Consider the following 17,748-nt stretch of genomic DNA (forward strand, 5'->3'; position numbering starts at 1 on the left):
TCTTTTATATAGGAGGTAACTTATGGTTCGCGCAACATTTGCCGGCTTCCAGACGGCCCTGTCTTCACTTCAGGCTAACTCTAAAAAGCTGGATGTCACGACACAGAACCTTGCCAATATGAACGTGGAAGGTTATACCAGACAGCAATTAAAGACTTCCAGTATCAACTATGAAAATCCCGTTTCATTTTACATGAACGAGAATGACGTTAATGTTGGTTTCGGTGTCTCCATGGATGCCGTCGTTCAGATGCGCGATGAATTCCTGGATATACAGTACCGTGATCAGAATGCATTTACTACCTACAATTCTGCCATAGAAACAGCCCTTAATACAGTTTCCAAATTCATGGATGAGACACAGCACGATGGTCTGAGAGCTTCTATGGACGCAATTCAGAAGGCCCTCACCACCATGCAGGATACTTCGAAGGTACAGGATCCTGTATATGAGGGACAGCTTCAGTCTGATCTTAATTCAGCCACCGTACTTCTCAACTCTGCAGCCAAGCAGATAAAAACTGCTGAAGATAATGAGTATGAAAGACTTACCGGTGAAGGCACATCAAGTAATGGTGCTGTTGAAACTATCAATACACTTCTAAGCGAAATCGGAGATCTTAACAAAAAAATCAAGCATAATCAGCTTATAGGTAACAGTGCTCTCGAACTTCAGGATGAAAGAAATCTGAAGATAGATCAGCTTTCAGCGTATATTCCTATAAGCGTGGAATATTTCTCCGAGTCCTATGAGGTTCAGCAAAAGAATCCCGACGGAACACCCAAAGTAGATGGTGATGGAAACCCGGTAAAGGAAACCCGGTATCGCATCTATAATTATGCCGACAATGGAAGAATCTGTGGTAAATCCGACTGGCCGGAGGACTTAAGAATTACTCTTAATTACACCACGAAGGACGCAAACGGAAAGATTAACAACGAATCAATCATTCTTGTAAACGGAACCTATAAGGATGCCAATGGGCTTAACTATGGTTCGGTTGCTCTTGCCGATGATAAATACGCGAAGTGGACAAGCACCGATAGCAATACTGTAGGTCCTCTTGATACACAGTTAACATTCACTTCTACAGCAACAGACAAAAAAGGTGAATCTGTCACTGCAACGGATATCACAACCGCAAACAGCCAGTCCAAACCATCAGACAAGCATGTTACCTTCTCCGGCGGTTCAGTTCAGGCAAGTCTTGATATGCTTGCAAGATCCGACCCTACAAAAACAGCAACAACCGGTTTAAAACAGGGAACCTACTATGGCTACGACTACTATATGGATCAGCTCAACCAGTTTGCACGTACCCTTGCCAATGAAGTTAATATGTATAACTGCATGGGTAATAACTGGGATTATCCGACTCATAATTCTGCAACCGCAAAACAAAAAGCTATTGATTCAATAAAAAATGGTGACGAGAAAGGTTACGAAAACAAAACTTTCCTTCTTCTTGTAAACAGAGAATCTCAAACTGCAAAGATCACAGCTACATCTTATGACGCTACCACCGGTAATTTTGATTTCAAATCAGATGATAATGAAATTACCGCAGAAAACATCTCTGTCAGCAGAGACTGGATAAACGGCAACACAAGTATAGGATTAAAAGGTTCCGATTCAAATGAAACCGTACTTAATCTTCTGCGTTCATTCACGCAACCTCAAGCATCTCTTGGGGACAATACTTTTGCAAACTTTGTAAACACTCTTACCACAAGACTCGCAAACGATCAGGAAAACAACAAGGACACATACGATACTAATAAAGCAGTACTAACAAGTATCACAAGTTCAAAAGATCAGTTATCCGGTGTCAGCCTTGATGAAGAGGCTGCCAATATGATGACTTATGTTTCTTCCTACAATGCTGCAGCAAAGATGATGAATGCATTTGACGAAACATTGCAGACTCTTCTAAGCATTGTCGGATGATAGAAAGGAGTACATATGCGAGTTACCTCTTCGTCTTTTTATAAAGACTACGCACAATCCGTTCAGGACCAGAAATACAAGTACAACAAGAGTATGGAACAGGTTCAGACCGGAAGAAAATATGATACAGCTGCTGAGAGTCCCCTTGACTACTATGCAGGTAAAAAGATAGACAATCTGTACAATGATGCTGTCACAAAGGACACAATGATAAAGGATGTCATGAACCGAATGGAACAGCAGGAAGCAGCATCACGAACTCTCTATTCACAGATGGGTGACCTTAATATCAAGTACGAGCAGATGGCATCCGCATCTTTCCAGGGTCTTGAAAGTACAGTCGACACCATGCATACCTATATGCTTAACGCACAGCAGACCATGACTCAGGATCTCAATACCACATATGAGAACTACTATGTCATGGGTGGAAACGATGGTACAACTGTTCCTTTCACCATGTCTGATGATGGTTATACTTTGACTTACCACCACAAGTTTGCCGGTGACGATGCTGAGACCACTATGAATTTGAAGTATAATCCCACAAACAAAGTATTTGAATATAGTGGTACAGATAAAAACGGACAGCCCATGGATGAAGATGCAACTCTCAAAAAGATTGTAACAGCCATGAGAGAACAGGGGCGAATGTCTCTCGGTTACGGTGATATCACTAATGTAAGAACTCTGCCTGATACATATTATGGGGGCTTAAATATGATAACCGGTGTCACTTCCGATCAGCTTCGTGATCAGGATACCGAAACTCTCAGTCCAAACCTTGATGCAAACATTGCTACTTTTAGGGAAGCCATGAACAAATCAGGTTTCGCCCTCAATGCCCGGGCGATAGCCGCAACAGATAAATACACAAAATCATTTTCAGACGGTTCAACAGAGGATCAACGGGCAGCTGTATGTGAAGAAATGAACGCAGATCTTGCACATATTCTCCAGAATTGGGACAGTGCAATGAATAGCGTCAGCAACACTTTCCGTCGTATCGGAGTTGCAACTGCCACTCTCGAAGATGTTCAGTACAGACTGCAGACTGCTCAGGACAGTTATATCGAGGAGTATAACGATCATATGGCCATCGATACCTATGATGCCATCGTAAAGATGTATCAGAACCAGTTCTCCTACAATGCCGCCATGCAGGTAGGCTCCAAGATCATGCAGAATTCCTTGTTTGATTTTGTTCATTAAACCAATAATTTTTTTAAAGTAATAGCAATATTTAATATAATAAGATATACTTAATGGAGGTTGTCATTCATGTTGACATTAGAAACAAGAGACTATGGCACAATTGAGTATGAAGAGTCTGATATTATTCATTTCACTGACGGACTCTTCGGTTTCAGCGAGTTAAAGGATTATATTCCACTGGTTTTGGATGAGAACGAGGACAATACTATCCTTCTTCTCCAATCTTTGGCGAACACAGACATCGCATTTGTGGTTGTTAATCCGTTTTCACTGGATCCTGATTACAATCCGGTTCTTAGTCAGGAGGAGTTGTCATATCTCTTTGTGAAATCAGAAGATGATCTTTCATATTATGTTGTTTGTGTTCTCAGAAACAATTATCTTGAGAACACTGTCAATATGAAAGCACCGATTGTTATTAATCCTGATAAGCGTATCGGCATGCAGGTCATTCTTAACGATTCTGAGTATGAGTTCAGAAAAAAGTTAAGTTCGTTCTCTACCGTTCAGGAGGGACTTCTTAAAACCGGGTCCGACGCATGATCTTCGGCACAGCCGAAAAAAAAGTATAGGGTAGGTGATAAGGATGCTGATCTTAAGGAGAAAGAAAAACGAAAGTATACTTATAGGAGATAATATCAGAATTACTGTTGTTGAGAGCGCTTCCGACGGTGTTAGACTTGCCATTGATGCTCCAAAACAGATTTCCATTCTAAGAGAAGAACTTTCCATAGCTGAACAGGAGAACAAGATAGCTACATCACCTAATCCGGATGCCATCACAGGACTTCAGGATTCTTTAAAACATATCACATTAAAGAAAAACAAGCCTGTAGTACAGAGTGAAGAAACCTCTGCCGATGAAGCTAAAGGAAACGATAAACAGTCTTGATCATTATGAATATCATATAGAATTTAAGCCGCCGATATACATCGGCGGCCTTTTTTACATTTTCACATTCAAAAATCGGTGTACTATTTTCTGTCTCCCATAATCCTGTTTACAGACACCAAACAGCTCCTGTTATTGCTCTTCCTGTTCAACTTCTTCAATGGTTGGGAAATGCCACTTCTGAACACCCACTGAATTGTGATTCTCATCCTGAGCCACAACTATCTCCGGTTCTCTTGGTCTCTTTACCGTAGTTCCGTCCTCTGAAGGTGTACCCTCTCCTTCTCTTGTGAAGCTATATTCAAGTTTGCCGGAATCCGTGTACTGAGGAGTTATGGTAACCTTATCTGATGTACGGTTTTTGTCATTGGACAAAAGATTATTAAACAGAGATACGTCCATACCCAAAAGAGAATTGCCCTGAAACTCTTCAAAATCATTCTTTTCTCTTTCAGTTTGACTTTCTCTTGCATCGCTGCTCTTCGCCGGCTCCGCTTCTCCGGAAGTTGTTTCCTTAGGAACTTCTCCCAGCTTAGGGAACTCCCAGAGTCCTATCTCTGTCTCAGCATTCTCATCGACAAGGAAATCCTCCTCGGTGACATTCTCTCCTGCACTTTCCTTTATCTCCTTTTCAAGCATAGACTTCTGCTGTTCGTCCGCAAGTACTGAATCGAATATCTTGCCGGCCTTGCTTCCATCCTCTTTGGATACCGCAACGCCACTCATGGCACCATTCTCAAGGGCTCTTGTTGTCCTGGTCTCCTTAGGAAGATAGGATATATTGCCCTTGCTCTTAACCTCTGAGGATGCACTGCTTCGCTCTTTAGACTCGCTCTGAACACCGCCTCCAAATTGAACTCTCAGGGTCTCCTTTATCATCCTTATGCATCTCAAGAACCAGAAAACAGGCAGGAGTATCGGGAACTTCTGAAGTGTAGGATACAAAGAACTCATATATTTGTATTCCGGGAATACCCAGAGTATCTGCTGCTTAACACCGTCCCAGAACTCACCTCTTTGCTGTCTTCTAAGTTCCTTTTCCTCTTCACGCTTTTCCTTATCGATATGCTTCTGGATATCATTTCTAAGAGTATTGGCCTGAGGAACCATCTCTGTTCCTATAACACCACTGCTAAGTATCCTGCTCTCTACGCTGTCATATACAGCCCCATCCTCTATGGCAAGATCCAATATATCATCCGCCTTGGATCCGAACCACATGGCTGCAATATGTATCATACATTGCGCAAGAATGTCTATCTTAAACTCTTTGAATCGGGTCCAGATAAAATTCTGATTCATCTTCCCTTTGAACTGATGGTAAAAAAGAAAAACATCAAGAAGCTTTCGTACAGTAAGAGAATTTTCACAATAGTTATAGCAGATCTCCGCCATACGGAATACGAAGCTTGATTCAAGAGAAAAGGTGTGCATGGAATTGAAAGTTCTGTCTATATAGGCCCTTTCCATCAAGGACGTCATACACTTCTGATAGTTCCTGGTAATGAACGGAAGCTTATAGTATATCTCAACCATAAATCCGTTACCGGCTCTCATATGCTCTCCGAACTTTGGATAAAAATGGTCTGTAAGATATCCAAGATCCACCAGAAAGCCCTTGGCAAGACTGTAATCCTTCTCACTGAGAAGCAGTCTCAACGGGCTGTTACTGGCACTTTCCGGTATCCTGTACAGGCGTCTCGTGGCTGATGACTCAAGAACCGTTGCAGATATCTTATGCATATTAAGAAGTGTCAATATCTCGAGCTCTGAGTTCTCGTAGCTTGATGAATACATAAGGCTTTCCTGATAACGTTCAAAAAACCTCTCGCCCCACTTTTGAGGCACATGCTCTGAAGCACCAAGCATACCAAGATAGATGATATTGGCTATCTTATGATAGTCGGCAAGATGAAAAAGTCTTTCCCAGTCCATCTTCATGGATCGCTTCGGAATCTCCTTTTGCCTGATCACCGCCCCCGCAAGATTGATCAGGTACCTGCCTTCAAATATTGTTCGATTCATGTTGCTGCTCTTCCCCCCGCAAATCCGTTCTTCCGGATTTCCCAAGTTCTATACAATGTTATGGTCTAATTTTAACATAAAAGAACCACAGAGAAAATCTCCGTGATTCTTTAAACACATATAAAAACTAATAATTTTTACGTTCTTTTATAAGCATCAGTTACTTATTCCCTATAATATGATTTATCCTGAGCAAGCTGTATATTTAAGCGCCGATCCTGCATTTGAAGCTCTTTTATCAAAGATCGAGTCTTCAGTCTTATATCTTTCACAAGCTTTTCATCTTCAGTTTCCGGTACGATTTCCTCCGGATCTGTAAATATAAGTCTGTGTGCAATCAGCGCTGCCTTAGGTCCGGCTTCACCCAAAAGTTCTATGGTTTCCGTTGTGTGTTGAACCTTTTTGATGGCATCCATTCGTTCATCAAGAAGAATCTCTGCTGTATATCCATCATTTCCGGACAGAACCTGAGACAGCTCGTCTGTCAGATTCTTTACATCTTTTATATACGTATATTTACGCTGATACAGAATCGCAAGATTTTCGACATCTAAAATATCTTCCATACTCATCTCCGAATATCAACCTACAACACTGGCCTGTCTTGCTTCATGTGTATCCTGAACCAGATGACTGGCCCCTTCAAATCCATCACGAAGATCCTCTATGATCTCTACAAGCTTTGGAATCTCTCCCTTTAAACTCTTACCCGAAGCCTTTACCTTTGAAAGATCATATATGATGTAATCATACAGTCTTCTCAGATCTCTGCTTATAGGAATCGACATATCCAGAGTGTTTATAAGATATCTTATGATCTTAACTGTTTTTGCTATATAATCTTCAAAAGCAGTTATATCTCCATCTTCCAGAGCCATGTCAGCTTTTCTAAGATCCTTCATGCACTCATCATACAGAAGGATCAAAAGCTCAACAGGGGACATGGAGAAAATAGTATCTTCTTTATATTTACCATAAGTCATGAACGGCACCTTCTTTTCAAATCATGTACAGAAACTAATCATTTACTACATATGGTATATCGGCAAAAAACTTAATATGATAAGCTTGAAAGATAGCTTGACTGAGAGTTCATGCTGTTTATAAGAGTCTCAAGATTTGAGAACTGTTTAATGTATCTGTCCTGTTCTGTCTTGAGCTTACTCTTCCACTTTTCCAGTTCCTCCTTGTAGTCTTTTGTCTTTTTGTATATTTCATTGTTATTCTTTGTGGCAGAAAGCTTTGTTGAACCGGCCACTTCAACAAGACGACCGTAGGAGTTACCGTTTCTTGATGCATATCTTGTTGCATAAGGAGTCAACTGCTTATTGATAGTAGCACCAAATCCGGTCTTCTCCTCCGTTCCACACATGATTTCTTCAACCTTGGTTGAATCTGTTTCCATAGCCTTACGGAATTTATCTTCATCAAATGAAAGCTGTCCGCCATCTGCATGATCCGAACTCATAGTGATGCCTATGCTCTCAAGATCACTGTAACTTATGCCTCCTCTGATGATATCATTCATCATTCCGTGAAGTTCATATGAAAAATTTCTAATCTCGCTATCGTTATAAAGTATTCCTTCTTTCGCCTTTTTATTCCACTTTTCAATTTCCTTTTCGGTCATCTCATCTTCCTGTTCTTCAGTCAGAGGATCATAACCGCTGGAAGGTCTGGTGGTCACATGAGTATTAACCTCTTCGACAAGTTTATTGTAGGCTTCTATAAACTCTTTTACACGCTCTGTCGCCTTATCAACATTGGCAGAAGCTGTAAAGGTTACGCTTGCACCGGCATCATAAGATACTGTTCCATCCGCTACAGATATATCACCAAATGTTCCGCTAGCGGTAACCTTGAGACCGTCTACATTAAATGTATTGTTGTGGCTGGTTATGGCTACAGGCTCAGAACCACCGTAACTTACATACATTACAGCATCTTTTCCGGCTGTAAACTGTGATTCATCCTCGCCAAACAGTGCTTTGGCCGCACCGTTAAGTTTAACTTCGCTTTCTTCTCCGGTCTCCTTATCGAAGAACATAAACTTACCGGTACTTTCAACATAAGTTGCCTTTACACCTGCATCACTATTGTTAATGGCACTTACAAGATTACTGATTGTTGATTCACCTGTTACTTCAAAAGATTTACCATTGATAGTCATATCAGTGATATTTCTATCTGAAAAACCAAGATCGCTGAGTTTTGAAGATTTGGTAGCAGTCTCCCCTGTAGAACTGTCAGTCATCTTTGTAGATGTAAAATATGCTGATGATGCAAGCTGACTGACACCCTTCACGGAAATATAATCAAGAAGATTGGAGTTGCCGGTCGCAGAAATAAGTGATGTTGATGAACTGTTTCCTTTGGCAGTGACGTCAGACTTGGCATATAACGAGTTATTGACTATACTTGTTTTTCCGGAGTAGCTCAGGTAGTCATCTTCCATATCTATCATCTTATCGGTGATACTGTTGTATGCTTCCTGTCTCCACTCCTGCCTGGTAATATTCTGATTTGTTTTCGTTATCTTACTGTTGGTAGTTGATGTCAACTGTTCTATCAAAGCATCTCGGTCAAGTCCGGATGCAAGTCCTCCGAAACCTTTCAAGGAGGTATTTCCTAATGCGCTCGTTGAGCTGCTGCTGTCTGATACTTTCATATTAATGCTCCTTCATAATAAAAACGAAGACCTTCCCTGGCCTATACATACTGATTCCTACTGTCATTATCGACACAAACACTAAATTAATAACCTGTAAACAAAAAATCCTCCATGATATATGAAATAACTATATCATAGAGGATTCTCTATAAATTTTAATTATATGTTACTGATCATTGCATACGGTCATCACCATGGTGAGGATGCTCTTTAACTGCTCTTATGGCTCTCATGATAGCTGCCAGTATATCCATCCTGTAACTGTCATGATAAAAACTGATCCTTGCAGAGGTTGACTTCTTATACATCACAACATACTTGGCCGGAAGATGGGATAATGTTGCAGCAAGTACGTCTGCCTGACACCTCTCACATGTACAGCACCCCTGATTTTTCATATATGCCAGGATATTCTCACTCTTCAAGCACTCCTGCATGATATTGACTATATGGAAACCTTCCTGAACTTTGGCTTCACCGAAAACCTTTTCTTCCAGACGTTTCTGTATGGCGTCAGAAATCACATCTCTGTCCTCGTCAGACTCAACTCTTATAGCACGTCTCTTTTCCTTTACAACCTCGTTTCTGAGTCCGATGTTATCAAGACCATAGGAATAATTGTTTCCGTAACCTCCAGGAACTACCCTTTTCCCCTTTTTCCCTTTTGACTTTGTTTCTCCATCGGGGTCAAGCTCCCCCAGAAGTCTTTCCTGCATATTCTGAGAATTCTTCTCAGGGTTCCCTGATATCATGGCATTGATGTCTTCGATTTCTTTTGCCTTTGCCTCTTTTTTGGCCTTTTTGGCATCCTTCAGTCCCTGTCTGATGGTAGCCGCTATATTCTCGGCAAAATCTGCCGCTTCCCCAATCGATTCAAATGTCCCCTTTTTATCATCAAATGTTTCTGTACCCACATTACCCTCCTTAAAGATGCAGAATCATCTCTTCTTCATACTCTATTCTCTTGCCGCTTCTCTTTCCTGGAAAAGCTGAAGTTCATCCTCCGAGGGATACATATCAACCTGTTCTTTTATACTATCATCATCCATAGAATGATAATTGGCAAAAATGCCTTTACCGGTTTCAGCCCGCCGGTGTATAAGCGATGTATTCCAGTCGCTGGCCGATACTTTATCCTCATCTATATAATATACGATATCACCGTACTCATTGAAATCAAAATAATAGTGTTCCACACTAGTGAAATCGTAGTCACCAATATTCATACTGAAAAAATTGTAGTCATTCATGTCCTTTGACACGATCATCCAGACATTTCCCTGCTGTTCCTCGCGCCTTAGTTCCGCAGTTTCATCTGAAACAAAATCGAGCTCCATAACCGTATAAAACTCTTCTTCCTCAGAATTCCAGAGTTTGATGTCAAGAACCTGACTGTTTTCTGTTTCAGCATTGATAACTATGATATCTCTGTAACCGTCTCCGTTAAGATCATAGAGAGTAAATGCAGCGTTTGTGGCATTTAGAGAGGCCAGAAACTCCTTCTGCTGCGATGTAACGGTTACTTTTCTGTTTAAGTCGGAAACCACCTTTTTCAGGCTTTTTTTTGCTTCTTCCCTCCATTTGTCAAAGGACTTAAGCTCAGCTCCGTCTGCTCCCACAAACTTATCACCACTTGCGGTATAGCAGTTTCTCTGCATGATTCCATCTGTTCCAAGATAATGTGTCTTTCCGGTATCATCATCGGAAAACCACTTATCCGTAGACATTAGTCCCTCACCCTCTATGTGATATCTGTTTCCTCCATAGTCGACCCATTCATTTTCCACAGGATCATCATATGTATAATAAAGATACCACTTTCCGTTATCGTAGAGCCAGGAATATGCGAGAGTCTTAATTGGAAAAGATGTCATCAGCAAAAAGAATACTGCGAAAAAGCATCCACAGAATGCAGCCCTACTGATTTTTGAATATGAATTATCCAATCTTACACCCCCATATAAAATCCCTTTAACCGGATACTGTATCGAAAACAAAGGCAGGCATATAGTATGCCTGCCTTAAAATACTTTTCGTATTACATCCCCTTGAAATTGCTCTTTCTCTGCTCTTCATATCTACCGATAAGAGTATCCATGATATGAACAAGATGACCGATCTCGGGCTTGGAAAGCTGCTCATCCGCACCAAGCTCCTTGCCCTTTGCACGCATCTGCTCATCGATAAGTGATGAGAAAATAACAACCGGCAGATGACGGAGATGAGGATCAGACTTGATAAGCTTCGTCAGTCTGTGACCATCCATCATAGGCATCTCAAGGTCTGTGATGACCATACTTACCTTTTCATAACAGTGAGGATCATCCTTTATACCGTCAAGATAGTTCCAGCATTCCTGTCCGTTGTTGAACATATGAATATCTGTAAATCCGGCTCTCTGAAGTGAATCCAGTATCATCTTCTGAAGAAGTACCGAATCCTCTGCTATAACTACAGGCGCCTGATTTATAGGTCTGTCACCCATTTCATCGATTTCTGATACCTGAATTGTTGTTTCCGGAGAGATCTCTGCTACGATCTTCTCAAAATCCAGAACTGTAACGAGCTGCTCGTCACACTGTGCGATACCTGTCGCAACAGACTCATCACCTGAGCCGAGAGTTTTATCAGGCTTCTGTATGCTCTTCCATGATATACGGCTTATTCCCTCGATGCTGTCCACTCTGAACGCAACCATCATCTTGTTAAAGCCTGTGATGATGAACAGATCTCGGTCACCATAGTCCTTACGTTCTCCTGTAAGATACTGTCCGAGATTGATAACCGTGATAAGCACGTCTCTCGGTTTAAAGAAGCCTTCAACCGCCGGATGAGAATGTGGCATAGGTTTAACTTTTTCAGTCATCATGATTTCAACTACTTTGGCAACATTGATACCATAGTATTCGTTCATGACCTTGAACTTCATGATCTCAATTTCATTTGTACCGGACTCAAGCAGAATTCCGTCCTTTTTATTGTTCTTCAATTCAGGTTTCCTCCTAACGGTTAAAATTACAAATGTTTCTCCGGATGACCAAATGTTTTTATCACCACATCACCCGTACCTACATCCAGGCTCATTGTTCTGGCATAATTGGCTCCACAATCCTCTGCACGGATATGAAAACCTTCTTTTTGTAAAATCTGACGCACGGTCTGAGCATTTCTCTCCCCGATGTTACCGAAACTGGCATTACCACTGATCTCAAACATCTTAGCTCCGCCCGCTATCTTTACGATGGCTCTGCTCTTTACCATCCCAAATGCTGTCAACTTTCGGATAGTCTCTGCAAGACCAGTATCTGCATATTTCAGTAAATTAGCATCATCTTTGTTCTGTCTTATGGGGAGCATGATATGAAGCAGTGCCCCCAGCTTTAAAACAGGATCATAAAAAGCTATTCCTATACATGAACCTAACGCATAAGTGATTATCTCACCCTGTCCTCGAGTCAGCTTCATGTCGCCGATCCCGACCTTCAGTTGTCTATCCATCATAGATTAACTAACCCCTAACTTCTCCAATATACGATTCAGGGATGCAATATCAGGCAGCATAAGCAACCAGTCGTTATAAGTCTTACCATCTATCACAAAATCCGCATTACAATACATCAGCTTATCAGTTTCGTAACCATACTCAGCTATAGGTACCGTGAGAATGGCACCAAGCATGTTGACCGCGGCACTTGGAACCGAAAGTCCTATATGCATGTCTACAAGTTCTGTGAATGCGTTCACATAAGAACATATAATGATGTTACCTATCTCTGTCAGGGCCGAATGTGCCATGGTATCCATCTGTTCAAATCCCGCATACGACATGCCCATCATCTTGTCAAAGATGGTATTGGCAAACTCAAGATTGAACAGGAAAAGCATAAGACCATTTATATCCCCGTCCATTTTCACCAACGTTGCTCCGACAATCTGCTCGATATTGCCGCCGATTGCCTCAATCGCTTCATCATACCCAAGTATCTTTACCTGCGGAATAGTAATACGGACCTCTTTCTGGAGCATCTGTGACAATGCTGTCGCCGCATGTCCTGTACCGATACTTCCTATCTCTCTCATTACATCCAGATCCTGGAGGTTCATCTCCCCGTAATCTTTTATCCTCATTACCTGTTCCCCACTTTATATTATCTCAACTGATTGATGGTGGACTGAATCTCATCAGAGGTTGTAACCACCTTTAATGCATATGAAAATGCTCTCTGAGTCTCAACAACTTTGCTCATTTCCTTTGCGATATCTGTACTTGAACTCTCAAGTGCTCCTGACTGAACATGCGGATTTGTCACAAGTGCCGCCGTGTTCTCAGTATCACCTTCCTGTACTACAAATTCATTGTCTCCTTGACTTAATAATCGGCTCGGATGCGGAAAAGTATAAACGCCAATTGTAGGTTTTTCTTCAGTTTCTGCGGTTTCTGTGGTATTCGTATCACTTGTATTTTCCGAACTCTTTTCAAAAAGAGTTGTCAGATCCAAAACGTCCGCTTTAAGCTTTTTTCCGTCCTGATCAAGAACATATTTGCCCGATTCCGTCATAAGATAGAACTCTCCATCCGGCATCAGTCCGCTGTGAAAATGTCCGTTCCGTGTATATGATATGGAATCATCTCCCGGATCCTGTACCATGAAGAATGTATTATTATCGAGAAGCGCAAGATCCGAAGTCACATTAGTGACATTTAAACTTGATACATTGAAATTGGTATTGGTCTGATGAACCACCGCTCCCGCACCTGCCTGAAGTTCTGTGACCGCTTCTCTTGAATCATTGAGATTGTAATTGATCAGTTCTCTGAAAGGTGCACTTTTAGCCTTAAAACCTGTTGTATTGATATTTGCGAGATTGTTTGAGGTCACAGAAAGTCTTTTTGTAAAATTATCTGCGCCTACCGCACCGGTCCAAAATGACATCTCCATAGTCTTTCCTCCTTATGTCATAATTGAATCAACTACAATCTGCCTACATCGGATGAAGCCTTAGCCATAACCGAGTCATACATCTTGAGCATCTGTGCAGCTCCCTGAAGAGCCCTCTGTGAAGAGATCATGATGGACATTTCGTCTACCATATCCACATTGGCCTTTTCAAGCATGGTCCACATAAGCTGGGTTCCATCAGCTCCATTCACTACTGTAGCCGCCTGATTGGTACTGTATAGACCGTTATCCTCCTTATGAAGCTGTGTAAGATCCTGAAAATCCACAAGTTTTATCTGTCCGTAGGATGTAACCTGATTTTCAGTTCCGTTTGCCGCATTATTCTGTTCTGTTCCATCTGCTTTGCCTGTTTTTTCTGCGGCAGCAGTACTATCAACAATAATATTTCCTGCTTTATCTACATAGAAATTCTCTGTAGGTATCCTGATGGGCTGATCGTCCGCACCAAGCACACGTCCCAGACCGTTAAGTTCAAGATATCCCTCCTGATCAACAGAGAACGATCCGTCTCTTGTATACCTGACTCCACCCTCGGTCTGGATAGAGAACCATCCGTTTCCTCCTATAGCAAAGTCATATATATCATCTGTCTGCTCAAAGGCTCCCTGTTCATAATTTGTGTAAGTCTGATCCGCAGCAACAATCTTCGAAGTGGTTGCCAGATCCGTCGGATTGTCCTTGTTATACTTTCCTGTTCGGATGAGCATTTCCTCCTGAAACGTGGTTGCAGTCATAGTATCTTTTTTATAACCTGCCGTCTGTATATTCACCATATTGTTACTGATCACATTCAGTCTTCGCTGCTGCGTCAGCATACCGGATGTCAGATTGTAAAATCCCTGATACATTTTCGCTCCTGTCCGGGTCCTACCCTTTAAAGTCCGCACTTAATTTTTTAAATAACGGATGTAAAAAAATATCCTCGGAGTCATGACAGCTTTGCCATATAGTTCTTCAATTTCTCGATTGCAATAGAGTGCAGCTGAGACACTCTCGGCTGACTTATATTCATGACTTCCGCAATCTGGTTCATATTTAATTCGTCAACATAATAGAGAGATATAACCTTTTTTTCACTATCTTTCAGTGAATCGATGGCTCTCGCCAATGTTGCAACTGTTTCGCCCTGCAAGAAACTACCCTCCGGTTGTGTATTGACATCATCAGATGCCACCTGAAACAAAGTCTCATCATTATCATCATAGGTCATGTCCAGTGAAAGGACATTGACCATGGTTCGCATACGATCAACCTTTTTGATCTTCTTAACGTCCATCTTGTAATACTTTGAGATCTCTTCATCACTTGGTAAATGTCCAAGTTTTCTCTGAAGTTCATCTCTCGCATCTTCGATGTTCTTTCGATCTCTGTGATAGTTACGAGGCATCCAGTCATTCTTGCGTATAAGGTCTATGACCATACCTCTGATACGTCTGGATATAAATGTCTCAAACTTGTTATCCTTCTCGATGTCATAGCGATCGATGGCTTTCATTATCTCGATGACGCCTTCATTGATGATATCCTCCGGCTGCATCGTATCGCTGTAAACATCTCTCATCTGATAGGCTACACTCTTGACTATGTAAATGTAGCGCATCGTCAGTTCCTGCTTTATACGATTGTCCTGATTCTGCTTATAAAGTAAAAACAGTTCTTCATTACTCCTCGTTTCGAGGTCTTCAATCGTTTCCCTGAATAATGTGTCCATCATAAACTCATCCCCTCTAACTATTCAAACTAAATCCCTAATCCCGTTCACGTATTGTTGACAGATTTACATCTGCACACCCCCAGTGTGCTTTATATTGATACTACTCCTCCAGCTTCAGACTCCCTATAGCCTGAATCTGAACATTATTTGCGACTTCATTGAATGAAAGTACTCTGACCTGAGGGTAAAACTGCTCTATCAAATGATAGAAATGTGCTCTCATTACCTCTGAGGTCAATATAACAGGAGTCTGAGACAGATCCTTGAATTTCTTCATCTCCTCAGATACCTGTCTTACCAGGCTCTGAAGTACTTCAGGACTGAGTGCAAGATAGTATCCGCTCTCTCCCTTTGAAAGAGAACTTACCATCGAACGTTCCAGATCCGCATCAAGCGTGACAACCTTCATATTGCCATCTTCACAGTACATTCTGGTGATGGTACGCTTAAGCGATATTCTGACCTGTTCAACAAGGGAATCAATATCTTTGACAGGTAAACCCGTTTCTGTTATCACATCCACCATAGTTTCAACTATGGTTTCAAGATCCTTTATGGATACTCCCTCTTTCAGAAGCATCGTAAGAACCTTCTGTAACAGATTGTAGGAAACCAGTGTCGGAAATGCCTCACTCACTAATTCCGGCGCTGTTTTCTTCAGATTCTCAACCAGTCTGAATATCTCCTGCCTTGTGATAAGTTCAAAGCTGTGCTGCTTTATAACTTCGCTCATATGTGATACAAGCACCGACAGCGGATCGATAACCGTATATCCGTACATCTCCGCTCTCTCACGCTGTTCAGGCTTGATCCACTTACTTGGTATACCGTATGCCGGCTCTATGGTCTCGATACCATCAATCTCACGTTCAACATGTTCCGGTTCCAGAGCCAGATAGAAGTCGGTGAGTATCTCTCCTACGGCAACAGCCTCTCCCTTTATCTTTATGGTATATTCATTTGTCCCGAGCTTGGCACTGTCACGTAGTCTGACCGACGGAATGACATAACCCATATCCTGAGCATATTGCCTTCGGAAAACGACTATACGGCTTATAAGTCTTCCGCCAACCGACTCATCGGCCAACGATATAAGGCTATAGCCAAAGTCGATCTCGATAGGTTCAACCTGCAAAAGATGGTAGACATTGTTGACATCCTTGAAGAATTCTTCCTGGGTTTGTGCCGGTGCCTTTTCAGTTGTCTGTTCCTGTTCCTCAGCTGCAGGCTCTTCAGCTCCGATATTTCCGATTCTCTGTCTTGCACCCTGACTGGCTGCCCTGTAAGCCTCCGCCCTGACTGCTTCAGGTGCCTCTGCTATCATTCGCTGCATATAGAATCCGGCTGCCATAAATCCGAATCCGATAAGCAGAATCTGAAATATCGGCATGCCCGGCAATATGCAAAGAACACAAATAACACCGCCTGCAATCATAAATGATCTTGGCTGTGCCAGAAACTCCTTCGATATGTCCTCGTTAAGTGATCCCTCTGCTACGGCACGGGTAACTATCATGCCGGTTGCTGTAGAAATAAGAAGTGATGGGATTTGTCCCACAAGACCATCACCAACGGTTGCAATAGTGTATGTGTTTAAAACGGTACCGATGTCCTGTCCGGACTGAATGATACCTATGACACTACCTCCTATCAGATTGATAGCGGTAGTTATCAGTGACATGACGCCGTCACCTTTTACAATTTTCGTAGCACCATCCATGGAGCCGTAAAAATCGGACTCTCTTTGAACATTCATCCTTCGACGCGCAGCTTCCTGCTCGTCGATGAGACCCGCATTAAGATCCGAGTCTATGGCCATCTGCTTTCCCGGCATAGCATCGAGGTTGAATCTTGCTGAAACCTCTGCTACACGTTCAGCACCCTTCGTGATGACCGTGAAGTTCATGAGAACAATGACGATATAGATTACAAGACCGACAACAACATTTCCCTGAAGAACGAAGTCACCGAATGATGCGATAACCTGTCCAGAGGAACCGCCATTGGACAGGATGTTTCTTGTGGTCGAAACATTGATACCAAGACGGAAGAGTGTAGTTAACAGAAGCAATGACGGATAAATCGAAAATTCCAACGGACTGTGGATCGTCATAGTGATAACCAGGATCATCATGGATATAGCCATATTAAGGACTATACACAAGTCCGCCATGAAAGGCGGCAACGGAATGATCAGGAGCAATATGATAACCAGTGCCATAACAACTATGGAATTATCTGCGATAAATTTCGTCCATTTCATAGTCTGTGATCTGTTTTCTTTTCTCTTATTCTATTCTCTATACCTTACGAACATTCTAG

The 17,748-nt window shown here is 41.9% G+C and carries 17 protein-coding genes; 4 read left to right on the forward strand and 13 right to left on the reverse strand.

What is annotated here, in order from left to right; all coding sequences use genetic code 11:
- Nucleotides 1-22: 22 nt before the first annotated feature.
- From BM294_RS04000 to BM294_RS04015, 4 genes are all read left to right on the forward strand, one after another.
- On the forward strand, nt 23-1,948 hold the full coding sequence (locus BM294_RS04000) for a flagellar hook-associated protein FlgK (RefSeq protein WP_091205134.1): 1,926 nt from the start codon (nt 23-25) through the stop codon (nt 1,946-1,948).
- Between the two features lie 15 nt (nt 1,949-1,963).
- Nucleotides 1,964-3,160 (forward strand): hypothetical protein, encoded by a 1,197-nt coding sequence (locus tag BM294_RS04005; protein ID WP_091205135.1) that lies wholly within the window; start codon nt 1,964-1,966, stop codon nt 3,158-3,160.
- Between the two features lie 69 nt (nt 3,161-3,229).
- Entirely contained in the window at nt 3,230-3,706 is a 477-nt protein-coding gene (gene fliW / locus BM294_RS04010) for a flagellar assembly protein FliW (protein ID WP_242944413.1), read from the forward strand.
- 43 nt (nt 3,707-3,749) lie between these two features.
- Nucleotides 3,750-4,055: a carbon storage regulator gene (locus tag BM294_RS04015; RefSeq protein WP_091205137.1), complete on the forward strand. Its 306-nt coding sequence runs from the start codon at nt 3,750-3,752 to the stop codon at nt 4,053-4,055.
- 132 nt (nt 4,056-4,187) lie between these two features.
- On the opposite strand, the gene BM294_RS04020 is transcribed toward BM294_RS04015, so the two are convergent.
- The 13 genes from BM294_RS04020 to flhA form a co-directional block, all read right to left on the reverse strand.
- A complete protein-coding gene (locus BM294_RS04020) occupies nt 4,188-6,080 on the reverse strand; it encodes a nucleotidyltransferase family protein (RefSeq protein ID WP_091205139.1) in 1,893 nt (630 codons plus the stop codon).
- Between the two features lie 164 nt (nt 6,081-6,244).
- Nucleotides 6,245-6,646 (reverse strand): hypothetical protein, encoded by a 402-nt coding sequence (locus tag BM294_RS04025; RefSeq protein WP_091205140.1) that lies wholly within the window; start codon nt 6,644-6,646, stop codon nt 6,245-6,247.
- A gap of 15 nt (nt 6,647-6,661) precedes the next feature.
- Nucleotides 6,662-7,063 (reverse strand): flagellar export chaperone FliS, encoded by a 402-nt coding sequence (locus BM294_RS04030; RefSeq protein ID WP_091205142.1) that lies wholly within the window; start codon nt 7,061-7,063, stop codon nt 6,662-6,664.
- A 71-nt stretch (nt 7,064-7,134) separates the two neighbouring features.
- Entirely contained in the window at nt 7,135-8,748 is a 1,614-nt protein-coding gene (gene fliD, locus BM294_RS04035) for a flagellar filament capping protein FliD (protein WP_091205144.1), read from the reverse strand.
- Between the two features lie 176 nt (nt 8,749-8,924).
- The gene (locus tag BM294_RS04040) at nt 8,925-9,665 is read right to left on the reverse strand and encodes a late competence development ComFB family protein (protein WP_091205145.1); all 741 of its coding nucleotides are present in this window, start codon (nt 9,663-9,665) and stop codon (nt 8,925-8,927) included.
- 42 nt (nt 9,666-9,707) lie between these two features.
- Complete coding sequence (locus BM294_RS04045) at nt 9,708-10,697, reverse strand: hypothetical protein (RefSeq protein WP_091205147.1); 990 nt, start codon at nt 10,695-10,697, stop codon at nt 9,708-9,710.
- A 92-nt stretch (nt 10,698-10,789) separates the two neighbouring features.
- Nucleotides 10,790-11,680, reverse strand: coding sequence for a chemotaxis protein (locus tag BM294_RS04050; protein ID WP_091205377.1), 891 nt, complete (start codon nt 11,678-11,680; stop codon nt 10,790-10,792).
- A gap of 86 nt (nt 11,681-11,766) precedes the next feature.
- Entirely contained in the window at nt 11,767-12,252 is a 486-nt protein-coding gene (locus tag BM294_RS04055) for a chemotaxis protein CheD (protein ID WP_091205149.1), read from the reverse strand.
- Nucleotides 12,253-12,255: 3 nt separating this feature from the next.
- Nucleotides 12,256-12,879, reverse strand: coding sequence for a chemotaxis protein CheC (locus BM294_RS04060; protein WP_091205151.1), 624 nt, complete (start codon nt 12,877-12,879; stop codon nt 12,256-12,258).
- Between the two features lie 20 nt (nt 12,880-12,899).
- The gene (locus tag BM294_RS04065) at nt 12,900-13,691 is read right to left on the reverse strand and encodes a flagellar hook-basal body protein (RefSeq protein ID WP_091205153.1); all 792 of its coding nucleotides are present in this window, start codon (nt 13,689-13,691) and stop codon (nt 12,900-12,902) included.
- Nucleotides 13,692-13,723: 32 nt separating this feature from the next.
- Nucleotides 13,724-14,560, reverse strand: coding sequence for a flagellar hook-basal body protein (locus tag BM294_RS04070; protein WP_091205155.1), 837 nt, complete (start codon nt 14,558-14,560; stop codon nt 13,724-13,726).
- Between the two features lie 80 nt (nt 14,561-14,640).
- Nucleotides 14,641-15,426, reverse strand: a complete 786-nt coding sequence (locus BM294_RS04075; protein ID WP_242944414.1) for a sigma-70 family RNA polymerase sigma factor — start codon at nt 15,424-15,426, stop codon at nt 14,641-14,643.
- A gap of 100 nt (nt 15,427-15,526) precedes the next feature.
- Nucleotides 15,527-17,689, reverse strand: coding sequence for a flagellar biosynthesis protein FlhA (gene flhA, locus BM294_RS04080; RefSeq protein ID WP_091205157.1), 2,163 nt, complete (start codon nt 17,687-17,689; stop codon nt 15,527-15,529).
- Nucleotides 17,690-17,748 lie beyond the last annotated feature (59 nt).

This window comes from Oribacterium sp. WCC10 (assembly GCF_900113415.1).
Taxonomy (GTDB): domain Bacteria; phylum Bacillota; class Clostridia; order Lachnospirales; family Lachnospiraceae; genus Oribacterium.